General features: G+C 50.1%; 18 protein-coding genes and 1 pseudogene. 10 read left to right on the forward strand and 9 right to left on the reverse strand.

Annotated elements, in window-relative coordinates; genetic code table 11:
• The first annotated feature begins 1 nt into the window (after position 1).
• On the forward strand, positions 2 to 451 hold the full coding sequence (locus M975_RS07625) for an NUDIX hydrolase (RefSeq protein WP_064558492.1): 450 nt from the start codon (positions 2 to 4) through the stop codon (positions 449 to 451).
• Here the strand turns inward: M975_RS07625 and M975_RS23350 are convergent.
• A pseudogene (locus M975_RS23350) lies at positions 433 to 652 on the reverse strand (ISNCY family transposase); the annotation flags it as partial. The gene M975_RS07625 and the pseudogene M975_RS23350 overlap by 19 nt on opposite strands.
• 424 nt (positions 653 to 1,076) lie before the next feature.
• Here M975_RS23350 and M975_RS07630 point away from each other — a divergent pair.
• The 6 genes from M975_RS07630 (at position 1,077) to yjjJ (ending at position 8,092) form a co-directional block, all read left to right on the forward strand.
• A complete protein-coding gene (locus M975_RS07630) occupies positions 1,077 to 1,754 on the forward strand; it encodes a DUF1120 domain-containing protein (protein ID WP_064558494.1) in 678 nt (225 codons plus the stop codon).
• A 65-nt stretch (positions 1,755 to 1,819) separates the two neighbouring features.
• Positions 1,820 to 2,494, forward strand: coding sequence for a DUF1120 domain-containing protein (locus M975_RS07635; RefSeq protein ID WP_064558496.1), 675 nt, complete (start codon positions 1,820 to 1,822; stop codon positions 2,492 to 2,494).
• Positions 2,495 to 2,599: 105 nt separating this feature from the next.
• Complete coding sequence (locus tag M975_RS07640) at positions 2,600 to 3,301, forward strand: fimbria/pilus chaperone family protein (protein ID WP_064558498.1); 702 nt, start codon at positions 2,600 to 2,602, stop codon at positions 3,299 to 3,301.
• A gap of 20 nt (positions 3,302 to 3,321) precedes the next feature.
• On the forward strand, positions 3,322 to 5,733 hold the full coding sequence (locus M975_RS07645; RefSeq protein WP_064558500.1) for a fimbrial biogenesis usher protein: 2,412 nt from the start codon (positions 3,322 to 3,324) through the stop codon (positions 5,731 to 5,733).
• The gene (locus tag M975_RS07650; protein WP_064558502.1) at positions 5,730 to 6,293 is read left to right on the forward strand and encodes a DUF1120 domain-containing protein; all 564 of its coding nucleotides are present in this window, start codon (positions 5,730 to 5,732) and stop codon (positions 6,291 to 6,293) included. The genes M975_RS07645 and M975_RS07650 overlap by 4 nt, the downstream gene beginning before the upstream one ends.
• A gap of 494 nt (positions 6,294 to 6,787) precedes the next feature.
• The gene (yjjJ, locus tag M975_RS07655) at positions 6,788 to 8,092 is read left to right on the forward strand and encodes a type II toxin-antitoxin system HipA family toxin YjjJ (protein ID WP_074388339.1); all 1,305 of its coding nucleotides are present in this window, start codon (positions 6,788 to 6,790) and stop codon (positions 8,090 to 8,092) included.
• 4 nt (positions 8,093 to 8,096) lie between these two features.
• Here yjjJ and M975_RS07660 read toward each other — a convergent pair whose 3' ends face one another.
• The 6 genes from M975_RS07660 to eitA form a co-directional block, all read right to left on the reverse strand.
• The gene (locus tag M975_RS07660; RefSeq protein ID WP_064558506.1) at positions 8,097 to 16,685 is read right to left on the reverse strand and encodes a glycoside hydrolase family 94 protein; all 8,589 of its coding nucleotides are present in this window, start codon (positions 16,683 to 16,685) and stop codon (positions 8,097 to 8,099) included.
• A 186-nt stretch (positions 16,686 to 16,871) separates the two neighbouring features.
• Positions 16,872 to 17,036: a YnfU family zinc-binding protein gene (locus tag M975_RS23355; protein WP_280643777.1), complete on the reverse strand. Its 165-nt coding sequence runs from the start codon at positions 17,034 to 17,036 to the stop codon at positions 16,872 to 16,874.
• A 61-nt stretch (positions 17,037 to 17,097) separates the two neighbouring features.
• A complete protein-coding gene (locus tag M975_RS07665; protein WP_064558508.1) occupies positions 17,098 to 18,330 on the reverse strand; it encodes an MDR family MFS transporter in 1,233 nt (410 codons plus the stop codon).
• 15 nt (positions 18,331 to 18,345) lie between these two features.
• Positions 18,346 to 19,107, reverse strand: a complete 762-nt coding sequence (gene eitC, locus M975_RS07670) for a siderophore ABC transporter ATP-binding protein EitC (protein ID WP_064558510.1) — start codon at positions 19,105 to 19,107, stop codon at positions 18,346 to 18,348.
• A complete protein-coding gene (locus M975_RS07675; RefSeq protein ID WP_425338997.1) occupies positions 19,107 to 20,123 on the reverse strand; it encodes a FecCD family ABC transporter permease in 1,017 nt (338 codons plus the stop codon). Before M975_RS07675 ends, eitC begins: the two co-directional genes overlap by 1 nt.
• A 17-nt stretch (positions 20,124 to 20,140) precedes the next feature.
• Positions 20,141 to 21,142: a siderophore ABC transporter substrate-binding protein EitA gene (gene eitA, locus M975_RS07680; protein ID WP_064558514.1), complete on the reverse strand. Its 1,002-nt coding sequence runs from the start codon at positions 21,140 to 21,142 to the stop codon at positions 20,141 to 20,143.
• Between the two features lie 257 nt (positions 21,143 to 21,399).
• Between eitA and iraP the strand changes: the two genes are divergently transcribed.
• Positions 21,400 to 21,735 (forward strand): anti-adapter protein IraP, encoded by a 336-nt coding sequence (gene iraP, locus M975_RS07685; protein ID WP_064558516.1) that lies wholly within the window; start codon positions 21,400 to 21,402, stop codon positions 21,733 to 21,735.
• A gap of 38 nt (positions 21,736 to 21,773) precedes the next feature.
• On the opposite strand, the gene M975_RS07690 is transcribed toward iraP, so the two are convergent.
• Together M975_RS07690 and M975_RS07695 are read right to left on the reverse strand one after the other, a co-directional pair.
• Positions 21,774 to 22,532, reverse strand: coding sequence for a MerR family transcriptional regulator (locus tag M975_RS07690; protein ID WP_064558518.1), 759 nt, complete (start codon positions 22,530 to 22,532; stop codon positions 21,774 to 21,776).
• Positions 22,533 to 22,623: 91 nt separating this feature from the next.
• On the reverse strand, positions 22,624 to 23,844 hold the full coding sequence (locus tag M975_RS07695) for a diguanylate phosphodiesterase (protein WP_064558520.1): 1,221 nt from the start codon (positions 23,842 to 23,844) through the stop codon (positions 22,624 to 22,626).
• A gap of 353 nt (positions 23,845 to 24,197) precedes the next feature.
• On the opposite strand from M975_RS07695, the gene ycgZ reads away from it, so the two are divergent.
• Positions 24,198 to 24,437: a regulatory protein YcgZ gene (gene ycgZ / locus M975_RS07700; protein ID WP_064558522.1), complete on the forward strand. Its 240-nt coding sequence runs from the start codon at positions 24,198 to 24,200 to the stop codon at positions 24,435 to 24,437.
• 150 nt (positions 24,438 to 24,587) lie between these two features.
• Entirely contained in the window at positions 24,588 to 24,932 is a 345-nt protein-coding gene (locus tag M975_RS07705) for a hypothetical protein (protein WP_157093348.1), read from the forward strand.
• The last annotated feature ends 4 nt before the right edge of the window (positions 24,933 to 24,936 follow it).

Genomic DNA, 24,936 nt, shown 5'->3' on the forward strand with positions numbered 1-24,936 from the left:
AATGCGTGTTCGTCGTTCTGCGCGTTTGCTGATTATTAACCCAGCAAACCGAGTTTTACTGTTTCGCTTTGTGCATCATGACGATGCGTTAGCAGGCCGTTCGTATTGGGCAACTCCCGGTGGCGGCGTTGAGGATGATGAGTCGTTTGAAGATGCCGCCATCAGAGAACTCCATGAAGAAACGGGCATTGTGCGAAACGATGTTGGGCAATGTGTTGCCGAGGGTACATTCGAAATGACATTGCCCAGTGGAGAAACCGTTCTGGCGAAAGAGTGTTTTTATATCGTGAAATTCGATAGCAACGATATCAATACCGGCGGTTGGAGTGTGAATGAAAAATCAGTTATCGAAAGTTACCACTGGTGGTCGCTAAACGAACTTGTTGAAACGGCAGAAATTGTTTATCCGACTGACCTTAATGAAATTCTATTAGCATGTTTGTCACTGTAGAACGCGACAGGTTTTTCATGTTTATCAAGATAGTCACACGTGGCCAGCATGTAGTGGAAGGCCGACTCAGTTTCACATAAGCACAGGTGTATCAGCTGGCCAATAGCATCATCCATGTAAACCAGAAGACAGCATTTTGATGCACGACCTTCAAACCAAGCCATCAATCATAACAAGCTCACCAATGCAATCACGTCGGTAACATCCGTGGTTTCAAGTCGTCAGCCTCTCTCAGGTTTTACATACTCACAATGATATTTAACATTTAACAAACCTTTATTTTCGGTCTCGATAACAATTTAATTTGTGGACGTTTCAGGCCAGTCCCTGCATTTACTCTATTGGTTAATCGATAATTACGATAACTCACTGAATAATCGATAAACGCATTATTGACTGGAGTGTGGTGTAAAAGTACACCCTGAATAATCTTGAAATGTTTTTTGATAATCATCAATATTCTCTTTCCAGAAAACAAACTGGAAGCTATAGAAATTTGTTTTTGATCAAGATAACAAATATTGATGGGCAGATTTTACTGCAAAACATTTTTATTCCCGGAAGAGATAATTAAGTTACCTCCAAAGGCAGCGTCTATTTTCTCTTTTACTCCAGTGAGGGTTTTATGAAAAAGGTATTTCTGGCAAGTATTTTATTTGCAAGCGCTTGTCCATCATGGGCTGTCGTAACCACCACATTAAAAGTGGCAGGGACATTAACAAATTCAGCATGTGTACCTAATTTGAGTAATGGTGGCGTGGTTGATTTTGGCACTATCCGTTTAGGCGAATTATCTCCGACGGCAAATAACGCATTGGGTGAACGTACAATAACATTTTCTATTTCTTGTGATTCGCCAACGAAAGTGGGCTGGACATCACTAGATAACCGTTCTGCTACCGACCCTAACTTACCGGTCCATTTCGTAGACAGTAATTACACCATGACGGCCACAAGCCAGGTATTTGGCCTGGGTCAAACCGCTGCGGGCGTGGGTATTGGCTCTTATGCTATTGAAGTGCCAGCATCGGGTGTAACAGCTGATGGCGTGCTGGCGACAATTATGTATAGGCAAAAAGATCAGTCACCTCAAACCCCATGGACCACGACGCCATTTATGCACGGTCAGGATTCTAATTTCCGTACTGCGTCTGTGGGTGGTGATGACAAAATGCCAATCGCATTTACCACAGCAGTATTCCCAATGATTGTTTCGGCAACCATTAAATCAACAAATGCCCTGGCAATTACCGATGACACTCAACTTGATGGTCAGATGACAATTAGCCTGGTTTATCTCTGAGAGATAAATATCAATCAACTCAAATACATTTGATTTCTGAGTTCATTTAATTATTGAAGGTTATTATGAAAAAATTAACTTTAGCAATAAGTTTGCTTATTGCTGGCATCAGTGCAGCCATGGCAACAGAAACTGCAACATTGCACGTAACAGGGACGTTAACTAATTCGGCATGTGTTCCAACGCTGAGCAATGGTGGCGTGGCAGATTTCGGGACTGTTCGTTTAGGCGAATTATCTGCGACCGGGACTAACCAATTAGGCTCGCGTGACCTGGTATTAACCATCAGCTGCGACGCACCGTCTAAAGTTGCGTGGACAACCATGGATAACCGTTCAGATAGCCTGGCAACGCTGCCAATTAATAACGCCTTTGCAGATGGTTCCCAGAGCCAGAACGCGATTAACCAGTTCGGCGTGGGCAAAACCACAGGCGGCGTGAATATCGGTGCCTATACCATTGCTGTGCTGTCTAACGTAATGGCTGATGGCGCAAACAAATCTGCTATTTCCCGCGACGACGGTAACACCACATGGAGCCCGAATAGCCTGGGTGCTATGAATAACAATGCCACCCGTAAAATGACCGTGGCAGACAGCGCAACGGTTGACCCAATCTCCTTCACTAACGCGACATTCCCATTACGCGTGGCACTGGCGATTCAGGGAACACAAGCGCTGGCGATTGCTGACGATACCCAGTTAGATGGTCAAACGACTATCAGCCTGGTTTATCTCTGATTTATTTGTGTAACGCTGAGTATTTGGGGCAGTTTTGCTGCCCCCTTTTTTATTAACGATATTACAGCACGGACTGGCGTGTAATAATTACAGGATTAACTGAAAATGTTTATATCTTCTCCATTATCTCGCCGCGCGTTGTTGAGTGTTTCTTTGCTATGCGCTACTCCCGTATTTGCTGCAGGTTTAGTCCCGGAAACATCGCTGCTCATTATTGATGAATCCAATATGGGCGGTACAATAAACCTGGTGAATACCGATGCTTTGCCAAATTTATTATATACCACCATCACCGATTTACCCGATGACAAAGGCGTCCACCTGAATGTTACGCAACCGGTGGTGCGAGTGGAACCCGGCCAGACTCAGCAATTGCGTTTTATTATGAAGAGTGATGCGCCATTAACCACCGAGCATTTAAAACGCGTTGTTTTTGAAGGTATTCCGCCGAAAGATTTTTCTAAGTCTATGAAAGTTGGTTTTAATTTACGTCAGGATATTCCGGTATTAATTCACCCGAAAAACCTGCCAATTGTAAAAGATGCCTGGACGTTGCTGAACTGGACAAGTACTGGCAGCACCATCACCGTTAAAAACCCAAGCCCATATGTGGTGCGCCTTGCGCTTACAGTCCAGACGTTGCCTTCAGGGGCAAACGCCAGAATCGGCAAGCCCTATATTCTGCCGGGCGAAATCCTGACAGCCACATTGAATAAACCTGCTACAACCGATAGCCAGGTTAAGTTTTCACCTGCCAGTCGTTACGGCATTGAAGTTGCGAGTTATACCGCGCCACTCAATAAGTAGTCGAAGTTAAGAGAATCAGTATGTATAAATTGTCAGACCTGTCATTTTGCCTGCGCGTTATTCTGCGCAGTTCTTTACCTGTAATGCTGTTAAGTCATAGTGCCTGGGCGACAGAATATACATTTGATACTGAAATCTTAAAAAAGCGCGGCGTGGATGCCAGCGTGAATACCTATTTTGCTAATGAAGCTAAATTTTTACCGGGCATGCACCCCGTTTCTTTAAAAGTGAATGGCAAAGATAAAGGCACTATCGCCGTTCGTTTTGGGCAGAAAGGCGAACTGTGCGTGGATAACGAATTCCTAAGCGCCGCAGGGCTTCAGGCAATTAAAGAGCCGGATGCAAAAAGCTGCCACGATTATCATGAAGAAGTCTCGACAGCGACCATAACGCCACTGCCTAACGGCGAACAACTAGTAATTGTTGTCCCGCCTGAAGCGGTAGCAAACGATCCGGACGGTGCGCTATCTAACGTTTTACACGGTGGCAGCGCAGGTGTGCTGAACTACAACCTTTTTAGCACCTCGAGCCGTTATGACAGCAGCAGTTCTGATTACCGCCAGGCGATGCTTGAAGGCGGTATGAATATTGCTGACTGGTTTTTACGCAGCAATTACGTCATCACCAGCAACAATGGAGATTTCACCGCCAACAGCCTGTACACCTACGCGGCACATACCTTTGTAGAGCAAAAACGCCAGTTACAAATAGGGCAGGTGAATGCTATCTCCGGTTTATTCAGCGGTACGCCAATTAATGGCGTGCAGTGGAGTCCGGAAAGCGCGCTGTTTTCGGGCGATTCCGGTGTCACGGTGCGCGGTATTGCTCGCGGTGCGCAGGCGCGTGTTGAAGTGCGCCAGACGAGCCAACTTGTCTATTCGACATTAGTGCCGGCGGGGCCATTCACCCTCGATAACGTGCCGATAATTCGTAGCAATACCGATCTGGATATTACGGTTGTTGAAACCGACGGCTCATCGAACCATTACGTCATTGCGTATTCTTCGCTGAACGTGCAGCGTTTTGCGCGTCCGCAGGGCTTTTCATTATCTGTGGGGCAAGTCAGAGACGTGAGTTCGGACTACAGCAACCCGATGGTGGCGAACTATTCCAATGCGTGGCGTTTGCATCACGATATCAGCCTTACCGCTTCCGGGGTGCAGGCGAAAGATTACCAGGCCGCAGGCGCATTGCTGGAATACCAGCCCACGACAAACTGGGACATTGGCACCCGTATGCTGGCAAGCAGAGAATCCTTTGGCGATTCAAGCAAAGGGACGAAAGGCGAGATTTCACTCGGGATTTATCCGCTGGAAACGGTGTCGTTTTCCGCCTCGGCTGCAAAATACAGCGCGGATTACCGCGAGTTAACCGACGCGTTGAATAAGAATTACACCAGCTATGCCAACAGCTATAGCACATCGGTCACCTGGAACCAGGGAATCCTGGGCACGCTGGCGCTTGGCTACAGTCTGAATCAGGGCAGCAAAGACAATAAAGATTCGCGCTATCTGAATGCCACCTGGAGCAAATCCTATGAGCGGATTTCCATGCAGGTTAATTGGCAAAGTCAGGTGGGCAACAGCAGTAAAGATCAGAACAATGAAGATATTTTCTACGTCAACATTAGCATTCCGCTTGGCTCGGAAAGCTTTAGCACGCACATGCGAAAGCAGGGTGATGACACTACCGTTGGCGCAACAACCAGCGGCTCTCTGACGCAAAATACGGTTTATTCCGTTTCAACCGACCGCGATATTCAGAACAACAACACCAGTTTCAATGGTGACATTAATACCAATCTGCACTACACGCAGCTTGATGTCGGCGCGGGGGCGGGCAGCAATCACCAGACTAACTACAACATGACGCTAAGCGGCGGGGTGGTTATGCACGAGAACGGCGTCACATTTTCGCCGTACAGCGTGAAAGATACGTTTGCAATCGCACGCCTTAGCGAAGCTGTGGGCGGCATTGAAATTTCAACCCCGCAAGGCACCATCTGGACAGATGCGTGGGGGCAGGCGGTGGTACCGGGAATGCCGCTGTATCGCAATGCGCGAATTGAAATTAACAGCAACAGTTTGCCGCAAAGTATGGATCTGGCGAACGGCACAAAAGTCGTTGCCGTCGGCCATGGTTCGGTGAGCAGGCTCGGCTTCAAAGTGTTGAATTCCCGCCGGGTGATGCTGCGCGTGCTACTGGCGAACGGCGAACCGCTGCAAAAGGGCGTTTCTGTGGTTGATGAGAAGAGCAATTACATTGTGACCGCCGTCGATGATGGCCATGTTTTCCTTAATGATGTCGGCGGCGTTTCTGAACTGTACGCAGCCGATGATGACGGTAAGCGCATGTGCCAAATCCACTGGAAACTGCCTGAAAAGCAAGATAAAGAAGCCTTTTACGAGCAAAGCGAGGGCGTATGTCGATGAAAAGAAATTTGTTTCACACTCTAACATTGGTATCCCTTTTGGCGACGGCGGTGCCTTGTGTTGCCAGCAGTGATTGCCAGATAACGCTGTCGCAACCCACGCTGGATTTGCACGTGCTACGCGCCGACGACGCGGTGAAAAAATCCCGCGACTGGAATGAGATGCAGGAACAGGAAATCAATGTCAGCGTCTATTGCCCGGATGCACGCAAATTCGCGGTGTTTTTCGGTGGCACAACTAATGGCAAAGACCAGTTTACATTCGGCAGCCAAAGCAACATCAACATGGAAGTCAGCAAGCTCACGCTGGACGGGCAACATTACGCGGTGAGTAAAACGAATAATCAGGGAAGTTTGGTGGCACAAGGCAGCGCCGCGGATGAACTGCGGGTTGGCAACAATGAAGGGATTATGCCCATGGCTGGCAACACTTTGGCGCTGGGGCAACAGATGAATTTCACACTAACAGTGACACCTCGATTAACACCAGGTGAATTTAAAGTTAGCGACCGCACAACGCTGGTTGCCGATATTTCGTTAACTGTTGTTGATGGGAGTTAACCACGAGGTGGTCAGTCGAACTATGAGATGGCCAGAGTGATGGTATCAGCGCTGGAGAAAGAACTTTCGGATGCTATCAGCAACTAGGGCAATCAGATTGATTAACCCCTGGATTCAGCCTTAGCTTACCTTGGTGCGCATAATGTATATTATGTTAAATTGAGTCTGAAGGTTCATTGGCGCATTGCTTCTTATCCCCACCCCTACATTTGGAACCCTAAGTTACAAAACACAGAGAGGATTTCTTAGCGATCAGAATCTGTCTTAAAGCGTTTGGCTATAGCATGGAAATGTTTTAGTTAACTTTATGCAAGTCAGGTTTGTGTTACGTAACCTCCCCGTCCAGACACGTACGCCAGCCAATGCCGAGCACAGCTAGTTCGTCATCGGCAATGTTGTAGCAGCCCCATCCAGGATGACGAGTTACAAATTAACTGCTAGAGTATGCATTCACCTATCTATTCATACATCTATTCAAAAAGTGATTCAGCATGATGCCTACTCGTTCTGACACGATACGCCAGTTGCTCAGCCAGGGGCCGATGCAGTCTCGGCAACTCATTGAGATAATGGGAATTAGTCAACCAACAATGTCCCGTGCATTGAGAGATATTGGCGATGATATTGTTCGAATCGGAGCCGGTCCATCTATTCAATACGCGCTACGCGATCCCTATCGCGGATTCAGGTCTGCGCCCATTTACCGCATTACTGATGAAGGACGCGTTAAGCCTCTTGGCGAGCTCATTCCGGTTCGTCCGGAGGGATTTGTCATGGTGCAGACCGATAGCGTGAGTCTATACAGCGACGGTCTGCCGTGGTGGCTGTTTGACATGCGACCACAGGGGTATCTCGGTCGAGCCTACGCATCAACATATGCGGCAGAGCTTGCCCTGCCGGCGAATCCAGAGCAATGGGCAGACGCAGATGTTGTTCGGGCTTTGCTGGCACATGGTCATGATGCTATCGGTAACCTGCTGATAGGTGAACGAGCACGAGAGCGTTTCCTGGCGATGCCGGAACCCACTCCTGTTGAGCGCGCAACAGCATTCCCCGCACTGGCGTTGGCGGCTGGTGCCGGTGAGGCACCGGGATCATCGGCAGGCGGTGAACAGCCGAAATTTTGCACCTATACAGAACGCGGTCACGTCTTAGTGAAATTCTCGGCCCCGGACGATAATCCGGTTAGTGAACGCTGGCGCGACCTTCTGGTGGCTGAACACCTGGCGCTGAGAGTGCTTGGTGTGGAAACCGAAGTATTTGATTTTGGTGGTCAGCGCTTCCTCGAGATCCCCCGATTCGACCGTGTTGGCCAACTGGGGCGTATCGGCGTCTTCTCGCTGCGGGCACTTGATGCGGAGTTTATCGGCAATGCCAGGGCCTCATGGCCTGTTTTGGTTAATAGCCTTATTACGGGAGGTCATGTCCACCCTTCATCCGCAGTTGGCACCGCTCGGCTTTGGGCATTTGGGATGCTCATTGGCAATACCGACATGCACCACGGGAACTTGTCGTTCATCAGCAGCCACGGCCGCCCATATCAACTCGCGCCAGCCTACGACATTCTGCCTATGGGTTTCGCCCCAAGAACGGGTGGCGCAATCGTGAACGAGCTTCGACCAGCATCACTGCCGGAAGTCATTAGCGGCGATATCTGGCATGAAGCGCTGGGCCTGGCTGAAAACTTCTTTGTTATCGCAAGTGATTGCGAACAGTTCTCTGCCAATTTTGGCCCATGCCTTGATACATTACGCCGCCATCTTGACGAGGCCCGCTCGCGGATCGCCCGTCTGGGATAAAAAGTTACAGCACACCCCCCTGCTTTATCTCCACAATATGCCGGAGCCCATCGTCCGTCAGTGGGATGGTGTCTCCTGGCAATAACTGACCATCCAGCATGATCTGATATTCGCCCACGCTACGCGCCACATTAATCTGATAATCGCTCGAGCCATGTCGATAAACCAGGCTCACAGTAGACCATTCACGTGGCAATAAAGGTCGAACGGTGATTGTGCCGCTCTGCCTTTGAATACCCAGTAATGTCTCAATGATTAACCGATACGCCCAGCCCGCCGAGCCGGTATACCAGCTCCAGCCACCACGCCCGGTGTGAGGCGAAACACTGTAAATATCCGCCGTCATCACGTAGGGTTCGACTTTGTAGCGATCTGTTGCATCCGCCGTAAGCCCATGGTTTATCGGGTTAATCAACGACCAAAGTTGCCAGGCTCGTTCGATATTGCCGCTGCGGGCAAAAGCCATGACAGCCCAGATGGCACCATGAGTATATTGCCCACCATTTTCACGTACGCCCGGCAGGTAACCTTGAATGTAGCCAGGATTTGGCCCGTTGCCGTTAAACGGCGGAGTAAGCAATTTTATCAACCCGGCTTCGTTATCCACCAGTCGTGAGTCCAGTGCCTGCATGGCTTGCGCGCAACGCTCTGTACTTCCCGCCCCTGATAGCACCGCCCAGCTTTGGGCAATGGCATCTATCTGGCACTCTTTTGCGCTCTGCGAACCCAGCGCTTCCCCGCTATCAAAGTAGCCCCGGCGATACCAGGCCCCATCCCAGGCGGATGCCTCAAGGTTGATTTGCAATTTGGCGGCTTCTGCCCGGCAAAGTACGGCAGTGTCGTTATCGTGGATTTGTTCTGCAAGGTTGGCAAAACGCTGCAAAACCTCATACAGGAAGAACCCGAGCCAGACGCTCTCGCCCTTTCCTTCTAGCCCGACCAGGTTCATGCCGTCGTTCCAGTCACCCGCTCCCATTAAAGGCAAACCATGTTGACCAAATCGCAGGCCATGGCGAATAGCTTTTACCCCGTGCTGCCACAGTGTCTCTTCAAGCGCACTGATAACCGGCTGCTCGTAGGCCGACTCTTCTCCCGGCTGTAATTCCCGGCCTTCAAGGTATGGCAGGCGATGTTCGAGCAACCCTGTGTCACCCGTTGTTTCAACATAGTGGCAAATAGACAGCGGCAACCAGAGATAATCGTCTGAACAACGGGTGCGAACCCCGTTTCCTAATGGTGGGTGCCACCAGTGTTGAACGTCGCCCTCAACAAACTGGCGCGATGCACAAAGCAGGATTTGCTCGCGTAGCCGTTCGGGTGCGGCATGGCTCAGAGCCAGAGTGTCCTGTAGTTGATCACGGAAACCGAAAGCGCCACCGGACTGGTAGTAACCGCTGCGAGCCATCAGGCGGCATGCGATAGTCTGGTACAGCAGCCAGCCATTGGCGAGTAAGTTGACCGCCGGGTCTGGGGTAGAAATGACGATTTGATCGAGCATACGGTGCCAGTAGCTGTGAACATTCGACAGTTCACTACGTGCGGCATCTTCGCTCAGATACTGGTTAATCAACGATTCCGCTTCCTGCGGATTCTGCCCGATACCCAGCACAAAAATAAATGTTCGCTGATCGCCATCGATCAAGGTGGTTGCAGATTGCACTGCGCCACACGGGTCGAGCCCTGCTCCCGTTTTATCAGACAACGTTCGCTGTTTCATGGCCGACGGGTCACGCTGCTGTCCATTGCGGCCAAGGAATTCCCGACGGTCACCCGTGACCGAGCAATGCATGCCCGTTACCGCGAAGAAGGCTGTTCTTTCCGAACCATTGCTACAGTAGAAGTTATTTGCCAGCACTCCGCAACCACGCCCTGTTGTCGATGTCCGCGTCACAACATGCATTGCCGATTTGCTTCGGGATTCACCGAGTGTCCATTCTACATAACCCGTAACGGAGATTTTTCGGGTGCGCCCCGACGTATTGCTGAGCGTCAGAATAGCGATTTTTACCGGGGCATATTCCGCCACCAGCACCGTTAATTCCGTGTCGATACCGGTTTCACGGTGAGCAAAAACACTGTAGCCAAAGCCGTGGCGTGAAAGATAATGCCCGTTGCCGCGCACCGGCAACGTAGTGGGCGACCAGACCGCCCCGCTTTCTTCATCACGCAAATAATACGCTTCGCCAGAACGATCGCTGATGGGATCGTTTTCCCATGGTGTGAGCCGGTATTCATGGGCATTTTCATACCAGGTATAGGCCTGGCCCGCTTCAGATATGACGGTACCAAAACTGTTATTGGCCAGAACGTTGGCCCAGGGTGCAGGTGTCTGGTCGTTTTCATCAAGTGTTATCTGATATTCGCGGCCATCTTGCGAAAACCCACCACGTCCGTTGAAAAACACCAACGCACTGGTATCAGGCTGCCAGGCATCGTGCTGATTGGCGGGGATAACCGCGCGTGGCGTAAAAGCCTGCTGCGCTGGAATAGCCACCTGAAGCCGCTGATTTAGCTGCTCTTTCAAACCACCAGCCCTATCATCCAGTACAATTTGCGCCACACTTAACAGCAAAAGCCGGTCTTCAGCCGACATATGTTCGCCATTTCGCACAAAAATACCGCCGGGTTTATCTATCTGGTTGGCTTCTGATCCTGCCATCAATAATTCTATTATCTGGTTTTGGAGCTCTTGCTGATAACCACCGGGGTTATCGTTGAGAATAACCAGATCGACGGCCAACCCTTTTAAGCGCCAGTAATGATGGGCCTGAATCATGGTAGTGATAAGCAGAATACTTTCATCGCTGGTGACATTAAGAATCACGATCGGCAGGTCGCCTGAAATAGACCAACCCCATAACCCTGACTGGCCGCGCCGGTTACGGCACAGTGTTTTGGCATCAGCACGCAGTTCGGGTCCAGGGAACAGCACTGCACTGGCAAGGCGGTTAAAGAGCGTTGCGTCGTCTTCGTTGGCATTAATCTGGCGCAGGACAATCTGGCTATGTGACCAGGCCAGTTCAAAGACGCGGTCGGCAATCGGATGGTCGTGATATTTCTCAACCAGTGCCTGGCTATGTTGGCGACTTTCCGTCACGCCATAAATAATGTCGACGGTAACGGGCAAGCCGGGCTGTAAAACAATGGACTGGCGAATCGCAAGGATCGGGTCGAGTACGGGCCCGGCACTGTTACTGAGCAAACCGCTTTGTGTTGTCGCAACGGCATTGGCCGGGGTTTTCCCGCGGCCAAGAAATTTTGCACGATCGGTTTCAAATGAGGTTTCGTTTTGTGCCTGTCCGTGCACCACCATGGTATGAAACATCCACGGGCAAGATTCGTCAGGCGCGCGAGGCCGACGATGGCAAAGAATGGCGTGCTGCTCGGGAACCAACTCAGTCTGAATAAACAAATTACTGAATGCCGGATGGGCCAGGTCGCTCTCTTTCGGAGCCAGCACCACTTCCGCGTATGTCGTCAGCTCGAAAGTGCGCGGCTGCCGCCCACGATGCAGTAAGGTGACGCGGCGCAGCTCAATATCATCTTCGGGCGAGACAACAATCTGCGTTTTAACGCTGACGGTTCCGGCAACAAGTTTGAATTCGGCCCCCGCATCGGTAAATATCGCGTCATATTGGCTGACGGGTTCACCCAGCGGCTGCCAGGTATTACTCCATACCTCATTTGTGACAGGGTCACTAATATAACAAAATGCGCCCCAGTTATCGCAGGTTGCATCACTGCGCCAGCGGGTTAACGCCAGGTCTTTCCAGCGGCTATAACCACCGCCGGACTGACTTATCATCAGATGGTAATCGGAGTTCGAGAGTAACTGAACTTCGGGAATCAGGCTGTCAACGTCGGTAAACTCACGGGTTTCGTACTGTACCAGTTGCAATACCCCTTCGTGGGATTCGAAATGGCGACGCGGGCTATACAATTCAACCGCATCAGGAACCCGTTCCTGCAATAACAGTCGTGCCGACTGAAATGACGGGCTGGTCATAAAGCGGTCGACCATTGGCGCACCTAAAAGAACGTGGGACAGTGCCTGGAATGCCATTCCCTGATGGTGCGCCATCCATGAACGAACCACGGCATACATCTGGCCGCTGGCGAGGCGTGAAGGTGTGTAATCCAGCGCTTCATAGAAGCCATATTCCCCACGAGCGCCATTTTTTTCCAGTTTCAGCAGATTTTCACAGGCTTTTTGAGGTGAGACAGTCAATGCCATCATGGTGGCATACGGTGCGATGACCATGTCATCTGCAAGCCCCCGTCGCAAACCAAGGCCCGGCACACCGAAAGCGTGGTACTGGTAGTTTTGCAGCGCATCAAACGAGTAATAACCTGACTCTGAAATTCCCCACGGCACGCCCCGCTCTTTACCCCAGTCAATCTGGCGTTTTACTGCCGACTGGCTCATTTCCTCCAGTAAACTGCCTGGATAAGTTGGCATCACCAGATTCGGCATTAAGTATTCAAACATTGAGCCACTCCACGACATCAACGCGGTTTCGTTATCAATGGTGGTGAAGAGTCGCCCCAGTGCAAACCAGCTTTTTTGCGGCAACTGGTTAGTGGCGATCGCCAGGAAGCTGGTCAGGCGAATTTCCGACGGCAACAAGTCGTAATGACTGTTGTCGAGTTTATTGTTATCGCAGTTATAACCGACGCTGAGCAGGCTGGTCACTTCGTTGTACAGGAAGACAAAATCCATCCGGGCGTGTTCAATCAGGCGCTGTTCAAGCTCATTAATAATATCCAGACGCGTGCGAGCCTGGCGAATCACGGATTCTGACGGGGTGCCTTCTCCAGTGTGTTTTGTCTGGGCAAGCCAGGACAGCGTAGGCAGAGACTCACGGTCCCAGCCGGCGGGCAGCCAACTGAGAAAATGTGTCCATTCGTGGCAGATAATCACTAACTGATGCTGGAGATGATCCACCCAGCGGCGGATGCGCCCGTCTTCATGACTACAAAGTGCGTGCAGACGATTACTTTGCGCACGCATGTTTTTCAGCTCTGGATAAAGTAACGACGGGTGGAGTGTCACCGCTGTTTTGCAATGATTGCGCAACTGGCGCAGCGATGTCGGGGCATGTTGTCCCCAGGCTTTCTCAAGGATTTGCAAGGTATCATCAATGCCCATCAGCAATTGTGTGCAATTGAGAATGGGTTGGTTACGTAGCCCGGTTAAGCCTGCGCTGAGGGTAAGCAGATGTCCGGCCATATTGCCGCTGTCGACACTTGAGATATAACGCGGATTCAGCGGCGCCAGTGTGCGAGTGTCGTACCAGTTATATAAATGGCCGCGGTAATGCTCCATCTTATCCAGCGTATCGAGCGTCATCGTGATGCGTTGCAACATTTCACCTTGCGGAATATAACCAAAATCCCATGCGGTGAGGTTGGCCATCAACGACAAGCCAATGTTGGTCGGTGAAGTGCGGTGCGCAATCACCGGGTGTGGGATTTCCTGGTAATTATCCGGCGGTAACCAGTTTTCTTTCTCTGTGGCAAAAGTCTCGAAGAAAGCCCAGATCTCACGACTACTTTGGCGCAGCAGTCGTTTATTATCAGCATTAAATGCGATGGTGTGGCGTACAGGTTCGCGGCTCATCCAGCTTAATAATAAAGGCGCCAGGCACCACAACACGCCGACAGGCGCGGCAAAAAATAGCAGCATTGGCGCAAAAAATGCCGCGAGCAATATGAGTGCAATACCGGAAACGACATTGAGCCACATTGCCCGATAAAAACGCATTGGTGAGGCTTTTGCACGCTCTGTAATCTGGTCGAAACTGGCCCACTGGTTGAGGTTGTGATGGCTAATACCCAATCGCCATAACGTCACTGCAATCGCACGGAGCGAATAACCCGCTTCATGGGGAAGCGTGATAAATCCCAGACCAATGCGCATCAGGCGTTTAAGGCCACTTGCTGACACCAGAACCAGATGCTGTAAGAACGGCCGTCGGGCAGGCTTATTCAGAATATCCTGCAACAGAACTAGCGCCGTGGGCAGTAACAGCACCGCTGCCAGTACACCAGACCAGTAAAAAGGATTCGGGACCAGTAAAATGGCACAAAACACCAGGGTCAGAAATGACGGTGCCACCAGGCTGCGGCGCAAGTTATCCAGCAATTTCCAGCGTGAAAGCGTACTGAGCGGGTTTTTATCATGCGTACCATCTGCTTTCCTGACTCTTAATTTAAGCCAGTTCAGCAATTGCCAGTCACCGCGTATCCAGCGGGTGCGCCTTGCCACATCGGTGAGGTAATTATTGGGGTACTGTTCATAGAGCAAGACTTCACTGAGTAACCCCGAACGGGCATAGCACCCTTCCAGCAAATCATGACTCAGGACCAGGTTTTCCGGGCAAGAGTTGTGCGTAGCCTGCACAAAGGTATCCACATCATAAATACCTTTCCCGACAAACGAGCCTTCTCCAAACAGATCCTGATAAATATCCGATGACATCATCGAGTAAGGATCATTACCCGGCACGTTACTGCACATCGCTGCATAACGCCCCTGCCCGTTACGCGGAATTTCTTCCGCAAGCCCGGGCTGCAAAATACCGTACCCTTTCACGACGCGCTGTTTTACGGCATCAAATTTCGGGTGATTGAGCGGATGTGCCATTGTCGCGACCAGCTTATGGGCGGTATCACGCGGCAAAACGGTATCGCTATCCAGGGTGATGACATATTTCACCCCCGCAGGCGGGCTAATCACATTGCTGTGCACCTCGGCAAACTGTTCAGTGGGCTCGCGTAACCAACTGTTCAGCATCGACAGTTTGCCGCGTTTACGCTCATAACCCATCCAGACGTTTTGTTGCTCATTCCATTGCGCCGAACGGTGAAGTAAAAAGAAAAGCGGCGTGGAAACAGGTGCATAGCGGCGATTCAGATTTTGCATTTGCGCTTCTGCCCAGTGTAAAAGCTCATCATTTTCTGGTGAGTTTTCATCGGGGGAATCTGCAAAATCAGTCAGTAATGCGAAGTACAGGTTTGCGGTGCTGTTACCGAGAAAACACACTTCCAGGTTATTAAGCAGCTTATCTATCCCGGACCGGCTGGTGAGCAAGCAAGGGATCACCACCATAGTGCAAAACTCCGCCGGAATACCGCTTGAGAAATCCATGCGCGGCAGAGGAAGTGGCGAGCGGAAGCGAGTCGTCGCTTCACTCAGCAAATTAATCGCTAACTGGCTAATCAGCACCACAAGCGGTAATGCCAGAAGCGCCAGCGGCCAGCCCATGCCTTGTTGGTGCGTGCGGGATAAAATGTCGGCGGTGAACGCTGTCGTCAACAGGCTGAGGCTGCCAAGCCAGGAAAGGAGCGGTATTTGATTAAAACTATGCCGCAGCCGGACGACCCACGACGTATTGGCGCCAAGCTGTTCTTCAAGAACGGCGCGCCCTTCACCAATTAAAAAATAACCCACATGATTACCGGGCGTGGTGGCATCCATTGCCTGTGCCATGCCCAGAATATGACTGGCGACTTCGGGTTCGCTGTGATGGCTGTGCCGGGCGAGGATCTCAACAATGTGTCGATAGTGGTCCCGGGTATCGAAATGCATTGTCGGGTAAATCCCCGAGGGATCCTGGCGCAGTGTTTGTTCAACCAGGCTCATGGCTTCGGCGAAGTCTGCCCAGTTGGTTTCGCTTAACAAGCGCAAACCGGCGATGCTGTTACTGACAGAAAGCTGGCTTGCGGCAAGCTGTTGGTTAAAGCGGTGAATCAGGTGGTCCGTGGTGACGCCGGTTTCAGCAAGGCGCTGCTCGACCCAGGTCAGCGGCAAAGAGAGCATGTTCCCCCGCCCCTGCAAGCGGCGAACCAGTTCTGCCACAAAGGCACTGCTCAATGGCGGGCGTGAACGCGCCATATCCGCAATCACCATAATTAAGTCTGCTGGCGTGTTTTCGGCACATTCAAAAATGCGCGTTACCCAGACATTCGCCAGATTTCGCTCTTTCTGAGCGTCAGCGACTTCGATACTGACCCGGCGTAAATTCTCTATAAGCGCCAGGCGCAACATGCCCGGCAAGGCCCAAAGCTCACCCAACGTCAACGGAGTAACTTGCTGATACGAGGCGATATAACTTGTCAGACTGGCGGCTTCCCATCGGCCATCGGCATGGGCAATCGCTTCAGAGGCAATATTATAAATACGTGGGCAATTATGCGGTGCCGCCAACGGAGGCAGCCCCTTACCGAAATTCTTGGGTAAGTGATGGCGAACCACACGGATCTGTTCTTCGATGAGGTAGTAATTATCCAGCAGCCATTCGCCAGCAGGCGTAATACCGGATTTTTCGCCGGCATTAAGCAGGTAGCAGTTACGGGTAATAATGGCTTCGTTATCTTCCAGGCGCTTAAGTAAATAATAAGGCAACTTCGTGGCCGATAATTTATGTGAACGCGCTAACTTCTGGCCGTAGCGTTCCATCTGAGCGGCAGAAAAGAGTTCTGCTTTAATAGGGCTTTCGTTAGCCGATTCAGTACCCAGCCAATCTGGAGTTTCTGCATGAGTCTCCAGTGACTTACTCGCAGTAAGCCACCGTTTAATATTTAATTTCATGAATTTGCTCATCAGGCGATATGGACGCACAGGAGCAGTTGTTCAATCAGATCAGAAACGTTCTCTCAGGATGGGGTGTCAGGCATCAGGGATTTAACAGCTGCGAGAGTCTTCTCAAAAGTATAGATTAAATATTGTTCGTTTTTCTTGTGTAGGCTGTCATCAGTCCGCGCAAAAAAAGGTTGATTAGCGCGGAACAACGAAGAGTGATTTGCATTTTGGGCAGAGTAACGCTTGCCCCTGTCGGACTTTACTGGCGGTTTGCTGGGATTTGTTGCCACAGATTGGGCATGTGACGGAACGACTTGCTGCGTTTGTGAAGCGTTTCATTGCGGAGTCTAAGAAGGACATAATGATTTTCCTGTCAATGAATGAGCTTCATCGTATCACGCCCTGAATAAATAACGCACAGTTATCGGTTCCGCATCGGCCGACAAATCACAACCATCGCTATCGCGCTACACAACGGGAAAAACGCTAATTGCAGCCACGGGTAAATAGCTTTAGTGGAAGGTATCAACGCGTCATCAAGTTGGTTGCCGAGAAAGAAGTTTCCCGCGAGTACTGCACAGCCTCCGGCGGAGGCCAGCGCACCATAGTGCGCGCCCAGCGTCGATTCGTTAGCAAACCACGGAATTAAATCTTTCACTGAAGGCACCAGTAGCATTTGCCCCAGGGTCAGTAACGTCACAAAACAGGCGGAAGGCAAAAGCCGTAGTCCGTTTTCTGGCGCAGGTGTGGCAGCAAACAGTGCGACGCTAAGAAATGAAGCGGAAATAAGCACAAAACCTACCGGCAGAATGCTCACAGCTCCGACGCGGCGGGCAAAACGCGCCAGCGGTAGTTGCAGGATAATAATCAGCAGTGATGCCAGCATAAACAGCGGGCCAAGATCTTTTTCGCTGCCGCCTGCACGTTGGATTTCCACCGGTAGCGCAAAATATAACTGGTTATAGCTTAACAGCCATGAGCTATAGGCGATGATAAAGGCGACAAAACGTGGGTTACGGAATGTCGTCCACCACGGCAGGATGTTGAGGGTCTGTTTGCTGGCGTTTGTGGGTGGCAGGCAGAAAAACAACACCACCAATGCGACGACGAAGATTCCCGCCCCTGCCAGCGCAACCTGGCGAAAACCTAATCCTGTCAGCAAAGCCCCCGCCACCGGTCCAAGCACGGCGCCTAACTCCCCACATACTGCAAACAAAGCAAACCATTCCGCGCGGCTACGTTTCCCCGCTAATTCGCTTTGCGTGCCAGCCTTTGCCAGTAAAGCTTCGATTGAGGGAGAAAACAGCGCTCCCCCGATACCGGTAAGACAAGCGCCCATGATTATCGGAAACAGTGACTCCCCGAATGCCAATAGCAAATAGCCCGCGACACGGAGAATACAGCCACAGAGAATGACGATGCGTGCGCCGTAGCGATCGGACAACGCGCCGCCAACAATAAACATGCCCTGCTGTGAAAAAGTTCGCAAACCTAATATCAGCCCGATGAGCCCACCGGACAGCATCATATCGTCGCGTAAAAACACCGCCAGAAACGGCACCACAGCGTAAAAACCAACATTAAAAACAAACTGACTGCCCAGTAACACAGGCGGCCAGGGCTGAGTTGCTGAGTGCCGGATGGGTAAAAGCATTCTAATGACCTGGTGTTAAGCGATGTAGTGGATATGTTTTTTTCCGTGGAATGGGGAAATTTCAATCTTTGTCTCTACCCTGAACACATCCCAAAGCAGTGACTCGGTGAGGATTTCCTGCGGGCGACCAGCGGCGACAATCTGCCCTTCTTGCATCACAATCAGCGCGTCGCAGAACATGGAAGCATGGTTGAGATCATGAATAGCCACAATGCTGGTCACCGGCAGTTCGCTGACCAGTTTCATCAACTGTATTTGATGATGAATATCCAGATGGTTGGTCGGCTCATCAAGTAGGATTTCCGTCGGCGATTGTGCGAGTGCGCGAGCAATGTGAACACGCTGGCGCTCACCACCCGATAAACTCAACCACCCCTGCTCGCTTTTGCTCAGCATGTCCACGCGCTGGAGTGCGGCAGTGACAGTCTCGTCATCTTGCTTACTCCAGTTAGAAAATGCCGAGTGATGGGGAATACGCCCCAGTTTGACCACGTCGATAACGCGCATATTCGCCTCGGTCATACCGTGCTGTTCCACAAATGCGACCCGCCGCGCCAACTGCTTTTTGGCAATCCGGGCGATATTTTGCCCATCCAGCGTGACAGCACCTGAATGAGGCCGTCGCAATCCAGCAAGGATCCGCAGCAGCGATGACTTGCCGCAACCGTTAGGACCTAGCAGCCCGACGGTTTCTCCACTCGACACGCTCAATGAGACATTGTTGACGATGGTTTTTTGCCCCACCCGCCAGGTAATATTTTCAGCGGCAATACTCATCACTTATTCCTTGAGCGGTAGATAATGACGGCAAAGAACGGCACGCCAACCAGCGCGGTGACCACGCCAACCGGAAGACTTTGCGGGGCGATTAACAAGCGCGAGGCGATATCTGCCAGTACCATCAAAATGGCGCCGGCCAGTGCGCTGGTGATAAGCAACCTGCGATGCAGCGGCCCAAAGAAGAAGCGCATAACATGTGGCACGACCAAACCCACAAAGCCGATGGAACCGGCCATGCTGACAATAGTGGCGGTAATCAACGCAGTGACGGTGAACAGGATCAAGCGAACCCAGGGAACAGCAATGCCCAGAGAAGCCGCCGCATCATCGCCAAACGTAAAAGCATCTAACGCCCGGGAATAGTAAAGGCACACGGCAAGCCCGACCAACACGACAAACAGCACAAGTTGAAACTCAGGCCATCTCACGCCGCTGAAACTGCCCAATAACCAAAACATCACATCACGCGCCTGCTGCGCACTGGCGGATGTGCTGATGGTGTAAGCGGTAATAGCGTTGAAGAGTTGTGACGCTGCAACACCCGCCAGAATGGTTCGTTCATTGCCACCCCGTGCGCCATTGGTCAGAAAGGCAACAAATGCAAAGGCGGCAAATGCCCCCGCAAAAGCTCCGGCAGATAGCGACACCGCGCCCGTTCCGACGCCTAACACGACCACTGAAACGGCGCCCGTTGAAGCGCCCGCAGAAACACCAAGCACATAAGGTTCTGCCAGCGCATTCTTAAGCAGGCTTTGTAGTACTGCACCGCAAATTGCCAGGCCGGCACCGCAACACGCCGCAACAAGGGCACGGCTCAGGCGGAAATCCCAAATCACACTTTCGTAAATGCGACTAAGGGGCTCCTGTGTCAGCCCGAGTTTATTGCTGATGGCGTAGAACACGGTTCGCAGCGGGATAGAAAGCTCCCCTACGCTGACGCCAGTTGCGATAACCAGAAACAAAACCACCACTGAAAAAATACTCGTCGTACCAACCAGAAATGTTTTTTTCATCGGCTGTGCTACTGCGGTCATTTATTGAGTCCCAGACTTTTGAGCTGCTCACCAACTTGTTCAGCACCATAAATTGTGCGAATCGTTGGGTTCATCGCCTGACCGTCCATCACCACGATATGACCTTTTTTCACTGCATCTAATTGACTCACGGCAGCATCGCTTTTGAGGAATTTAATCTTTTCTTCTGCGCTATCAAGTGCCCAGCGATTTCTGTCAAGGCTCGAAACCACAATCACATCAGGGTTCGCGGCAATAATGCTTTCCCAGCCAACGGTCGGCCACTCTGTTTCTGAGGTAATGGCGTTATGGCCGCCCAATACATTCGCGATAAAGCCGGAAGCGCTGTTCTTGCCGCCGACATAGACGTCAGAAGAAGGAGAAGAGCTGGAGAACCAGAAAACAAACGAAAGATCTTTATTGTTTTTCCCGAACGTCTGGCGAAGATCGGCTTCGCGTTTTTTAAAATCAACAATTAACGCCTGGCCGCGATCTTCGACGTTGAAGATTTTCGCGAAGTCTTCAATCTCTTTATAAAGGAATGTCATGTCCCACAGTTTTTGGCGGCTACCGTACATATCGCCAATATCTTTTTTGGTGGCGCACATACCAGGAGACATATAGCTATTCACGCCAACGGTGGCGAGATCTTCGCGCTTAGCGACTTTACTTTCAGGGCCGAGCAGCAAAGGCAGTTGCGCTGCAACAAAATCAGGGTTTTGAGCAAGGATGGATTCAAGCGTCGGTATCTCAACCGTCAGGAGTTTTATTTTTGCATTCTGTTGAGCGAGCTGCGGAAGAACTTTAGTCGGCCAAAACGCACTGGCAGCTATCTTATCCTGCAACCCTAATAGCAGCAGGATTTCGACGGTGTTTTGACCCAGAGCGACGACGTGCTCAGGGGCTTTGGTAAACGTCTCTTTATATCCACAATTTTCAATCGTTAGAGGATACGTCGTCGCCAAAGCTGAACTGACCGAAGTGAGCACCATTCCTAACGCGCAGATGACCTTTTTCATTTAACACTACTCTTTGAATGAACGTATAATTCGAAAGCGCAATGATAATGAAAATCATTTTTTATTCTATAAAAATGTACAACATAAACGACGGAAAACACGCATTAAATACGTATATATCTGGCAGCTATGTCTCATCAGCCGGTTTGTGTGCGCTGAGAGTGGTGAGTAACCGGAAGTTGAGCTATTTTCATTTTCATCAAACAAACCTCACCCTTATTTGAATAAGGGAGTGACCTGGCTAAAAAAGGGCTTTTATGAAAAATCTTATCCTGGGTGTGATAGCAAAAATCTCGAAAATGGATGCTGAAGCCAAGCAACTTGCAGCGAAAGTCGAAGCGCAGTCGCTGCTGATCGGGGCATTGTTACTGACTATTGGTAAAAACGGTGGAATGAATGAGATGCTTGAAAATGTCAGAAAAGCGATCAATGCCGCTTTAGATGCGGCTGATACCCCACTGAAATCAGACGCAGAGATACTTTTGAATGAATTCAACAATCTCCTTTTGTTGACTCAACTGCTTGAAACAAACGAGGCGGAAATTGATATTGAGTCTCTGAAGAGTATGCCAGGCGAAACAACAACTGATTAAATGTGGGGAAAGGCCAGTCTGCGAGATGAAGACGGCCTTTATATGAGTTTTTTATCAGTCGTCACAGCGTGAGATTTAATGGCAAACCCTTGTTTCTGCCAGTGTTCAACTTGCTCCCGCTGGCGCAGTGTTAATGCCTTTCCTGTCCAGACAAAGATATGCTGACCCGGGAATAATTCAGGACGGGGAGAATCCAGCGGATCGGCCAGAACATCAGGCTGCCAGCCATATTGTGAAAGGCGCCAGGCCTCAAGCCATAAGCGAGTTCTGTCATCGCTCTCCCAGCCAATCAGTAATGTGCTCTTCCCTGTTTTTTTCCGTGCGTCTGCAAGGCACAGAACAACATAATCAATAAGCAAACCATCGAGTAAACTGCTCATCGCCCTGGCGGTGTTTTTATCCAGGCTCAGCCGTTTACGTACCGGGATAAGCACATTATCAATCAACGATTCAACGGCAACGTCGCGACCTAAAGCCGCAATTTTCGAGCGAAGTTGAGCAGGTTGTACAAGGCGCAGAACCGTCATCACATCTTCTTGTCGTGACCGCCACACATCATCGCCCTGAGAGATGACTTGATTTGATTCCAGCAGTGCCTTGACCTTACCAACAGACACACCGCTTTTTATCCAGCGCTTAATCTCTTCAATACGCAGAATATCTTCATCATCAAATTGCCGATGCCCACCTTCACTGCGTTGCGGTTTAAGTAAACCATAACGGCGTTGCCAGGCACGCAGCGTGACAGGGTTGATTGCGCATCGTTCGGCAACTTCACCGATACTGTATAGGGTCATTAACTCCCTCGTATTGAGCTTGAAACATCCTTGTAGACACTAACCACTCCTGGTTGGTTGTACAACCAATTTTTTTATTGTACAACCGTGCTCAGAGATCGGCTTTCCGTTCAGGCCATGCCACTTGAGATATTCCATTCATACAGGCACTGGCGAATAAATTGCCCTGAAACTGCGTGATCCCCGCGGACTCCAGCCACATCCATTCTTCCGCTTTCTCGACGCCGACAACCGAAATGGAGATTTCGAGTGTTGCACAGCATTTGATAATTGCCTGAATAATCGCCTGTCGTGGACCACTTTTGTGGACATCCTGAATCAGTTCGCGGTTGATTTTAATGCTGTCGGGCTGAAACTGAGTCAGCAGCAACAGACCACCAAACCCGGCACCAAAATGGTCTATCGCCACGCTGATACCCGCAGCTTTCAATTGCCTGATAGCACTGGTGAAATCATCGATACGTGAAATAACTTCGTTTTCAGTAAACTCGACTGTCACCTGCTCAGGCACAAGACCATGTAACTGGATTTCGCTTAACAGAAAATCAACCGCGTCGGGGATAATGACCAGCGTCATGGGTAAGAGATTTACCGAGATAGACTGTCCGCCAAGCCCGAGCGCACTTGCCATCGCAAAAGCCACTTTTTTACTGTTAAGGTCTGCTTCATAAAGGCTATTACCGGTTAACCCTTCAAAGTAGACGGCGGGAGAATCGCCAGAGGGTGTACGGATTAACGCTTCTGTGGAGACAATTTTCTGTGCGAATGGGTCGACTATGGGCTGAAACGCAAAGCAACAGTCTGCGGTGTTATCGGAAACAACAACGTCTGTATGGCTCCCACTATCATCAGGAATAAATACCCAGGCATCAGCCGGTGGGATTTCAAAATAGTTTTCTTTTTCAGTCGCTTCGACAAACGTCCGTAAAAACTGCAGAGCACGATCATTGTAAATAAGTTGGTATTTTGACGTCCCTTTATCGAGCACCGCCTGCAGCACTTCATCCCGGTCATATTCCCTTAAATCGAAAAGCTCCATTCCGGCCTTCCCAAAGCGCCGTGCCGGTGCGTAATCGCAAAGCAATTCAACGATATTGTGGTGCCGCTCATCCTGGCAAATATGCTGGTAAATCTCTAAAACACTGTCTTGCGGGCCTTCAATCAACTGAAAGAAGTGCGTGCCGTTGAACAGCAGTATGCCTGTCACATCGATCTGGCCGTTCTTAATGTTTGCGGCTGCAACCATCTGTTTTACTGAATGAAACGGTACATCCTTACAGATATGACTGCGATAGATGATGGTAGTAAGCATGTGGTATCCGATATGCAGCTATTTGAGCATTTACATTAGCAGATGAACGGCCGGAATTTAACTTTAAAATACATTAATATTAATAACTTATTAACAGTTGACTCGAGGTGGTTGTAAAGCTTTAACGGCACAATTCCCTTGTTCCTTTCTGCAAAGATCTCCAGCAATCTGTACAGGCTATGCATTGAATCTGTTCACCAGTCACATCTAACATCATGAATAACAAAGATAAGCATTTTATGCTTAAGAATTAAGAAAATTCCGGGCAATTTTTTATGTACAGATTTTTAATACTTGTATAACTTTATTTGTACACATACGACACATGACTTGCTTACAGGAGTGACTGACTGATGCAACAGAACAATCACGTTACCAATAGCGCGAATGCCATTACGCGATATTTCACCAAAGCGGCACTTCCTTCTCAACAGGAAACCTTAGGTGAAATTGTGGTTGAAATCCTTACCGACGGGCGGAGTTTGAATCGTAAATCCATCTGCACCAAATTATTACGTCGGGTAGAAGGAGCATCAGGTCCGGAAGAAGAGCGTCACTACCATACGTTAATTGGCCTGCTATTTGACCGTTAGGTTAATACGGCCCTGATAATGGAAATGAACGGTTTATTCGATCAACATTTACGGAGCAATATTTCAGGCGAGAGACCCAAGCCTACCCTCTTCAGCTGACCTCCCGACCAGGAGTGCTGATTTCATGCCGGGTTTCATTTACGAAACTCAATGGCAAGCAGAGACGCTGTTATGAACCGAAGTAAAAAAGAGAAATTAATCGATCAAGTGATTGGAGAAGCAGTTTTATCAATTCTTTACGATAACGGGCCTATCAGCACCAGGTCTCTGATTGAAAGACTGCAAACGATGGAAGCCACGGAACAAGAAGAAGCGAGGCGAAATGTCATCTCGGATGTGATTGTCGATATCAGGCACAACCGGTTGGGCATCTCACGTCGCATGATGGTGCCAGCACAAAAGGAGTGGGACAGGGAGAGTCGGATTCAGCCAGAAAATAATATTTACCCTTTATTTGACGACCGCACGACTCCCGGTAGCAGTAAGAAACACTGACTAC

This window comes from Buttiauxella brennerae ATCC 51605, from assembly GCF_001654925.1.
Lineage (GTDB): Bacteria > Pseudomonadota > Gammaproteobacteria > Enterobacterales > Enterobacteriaceae > Buttiauxella > Buttiauxella brennerae.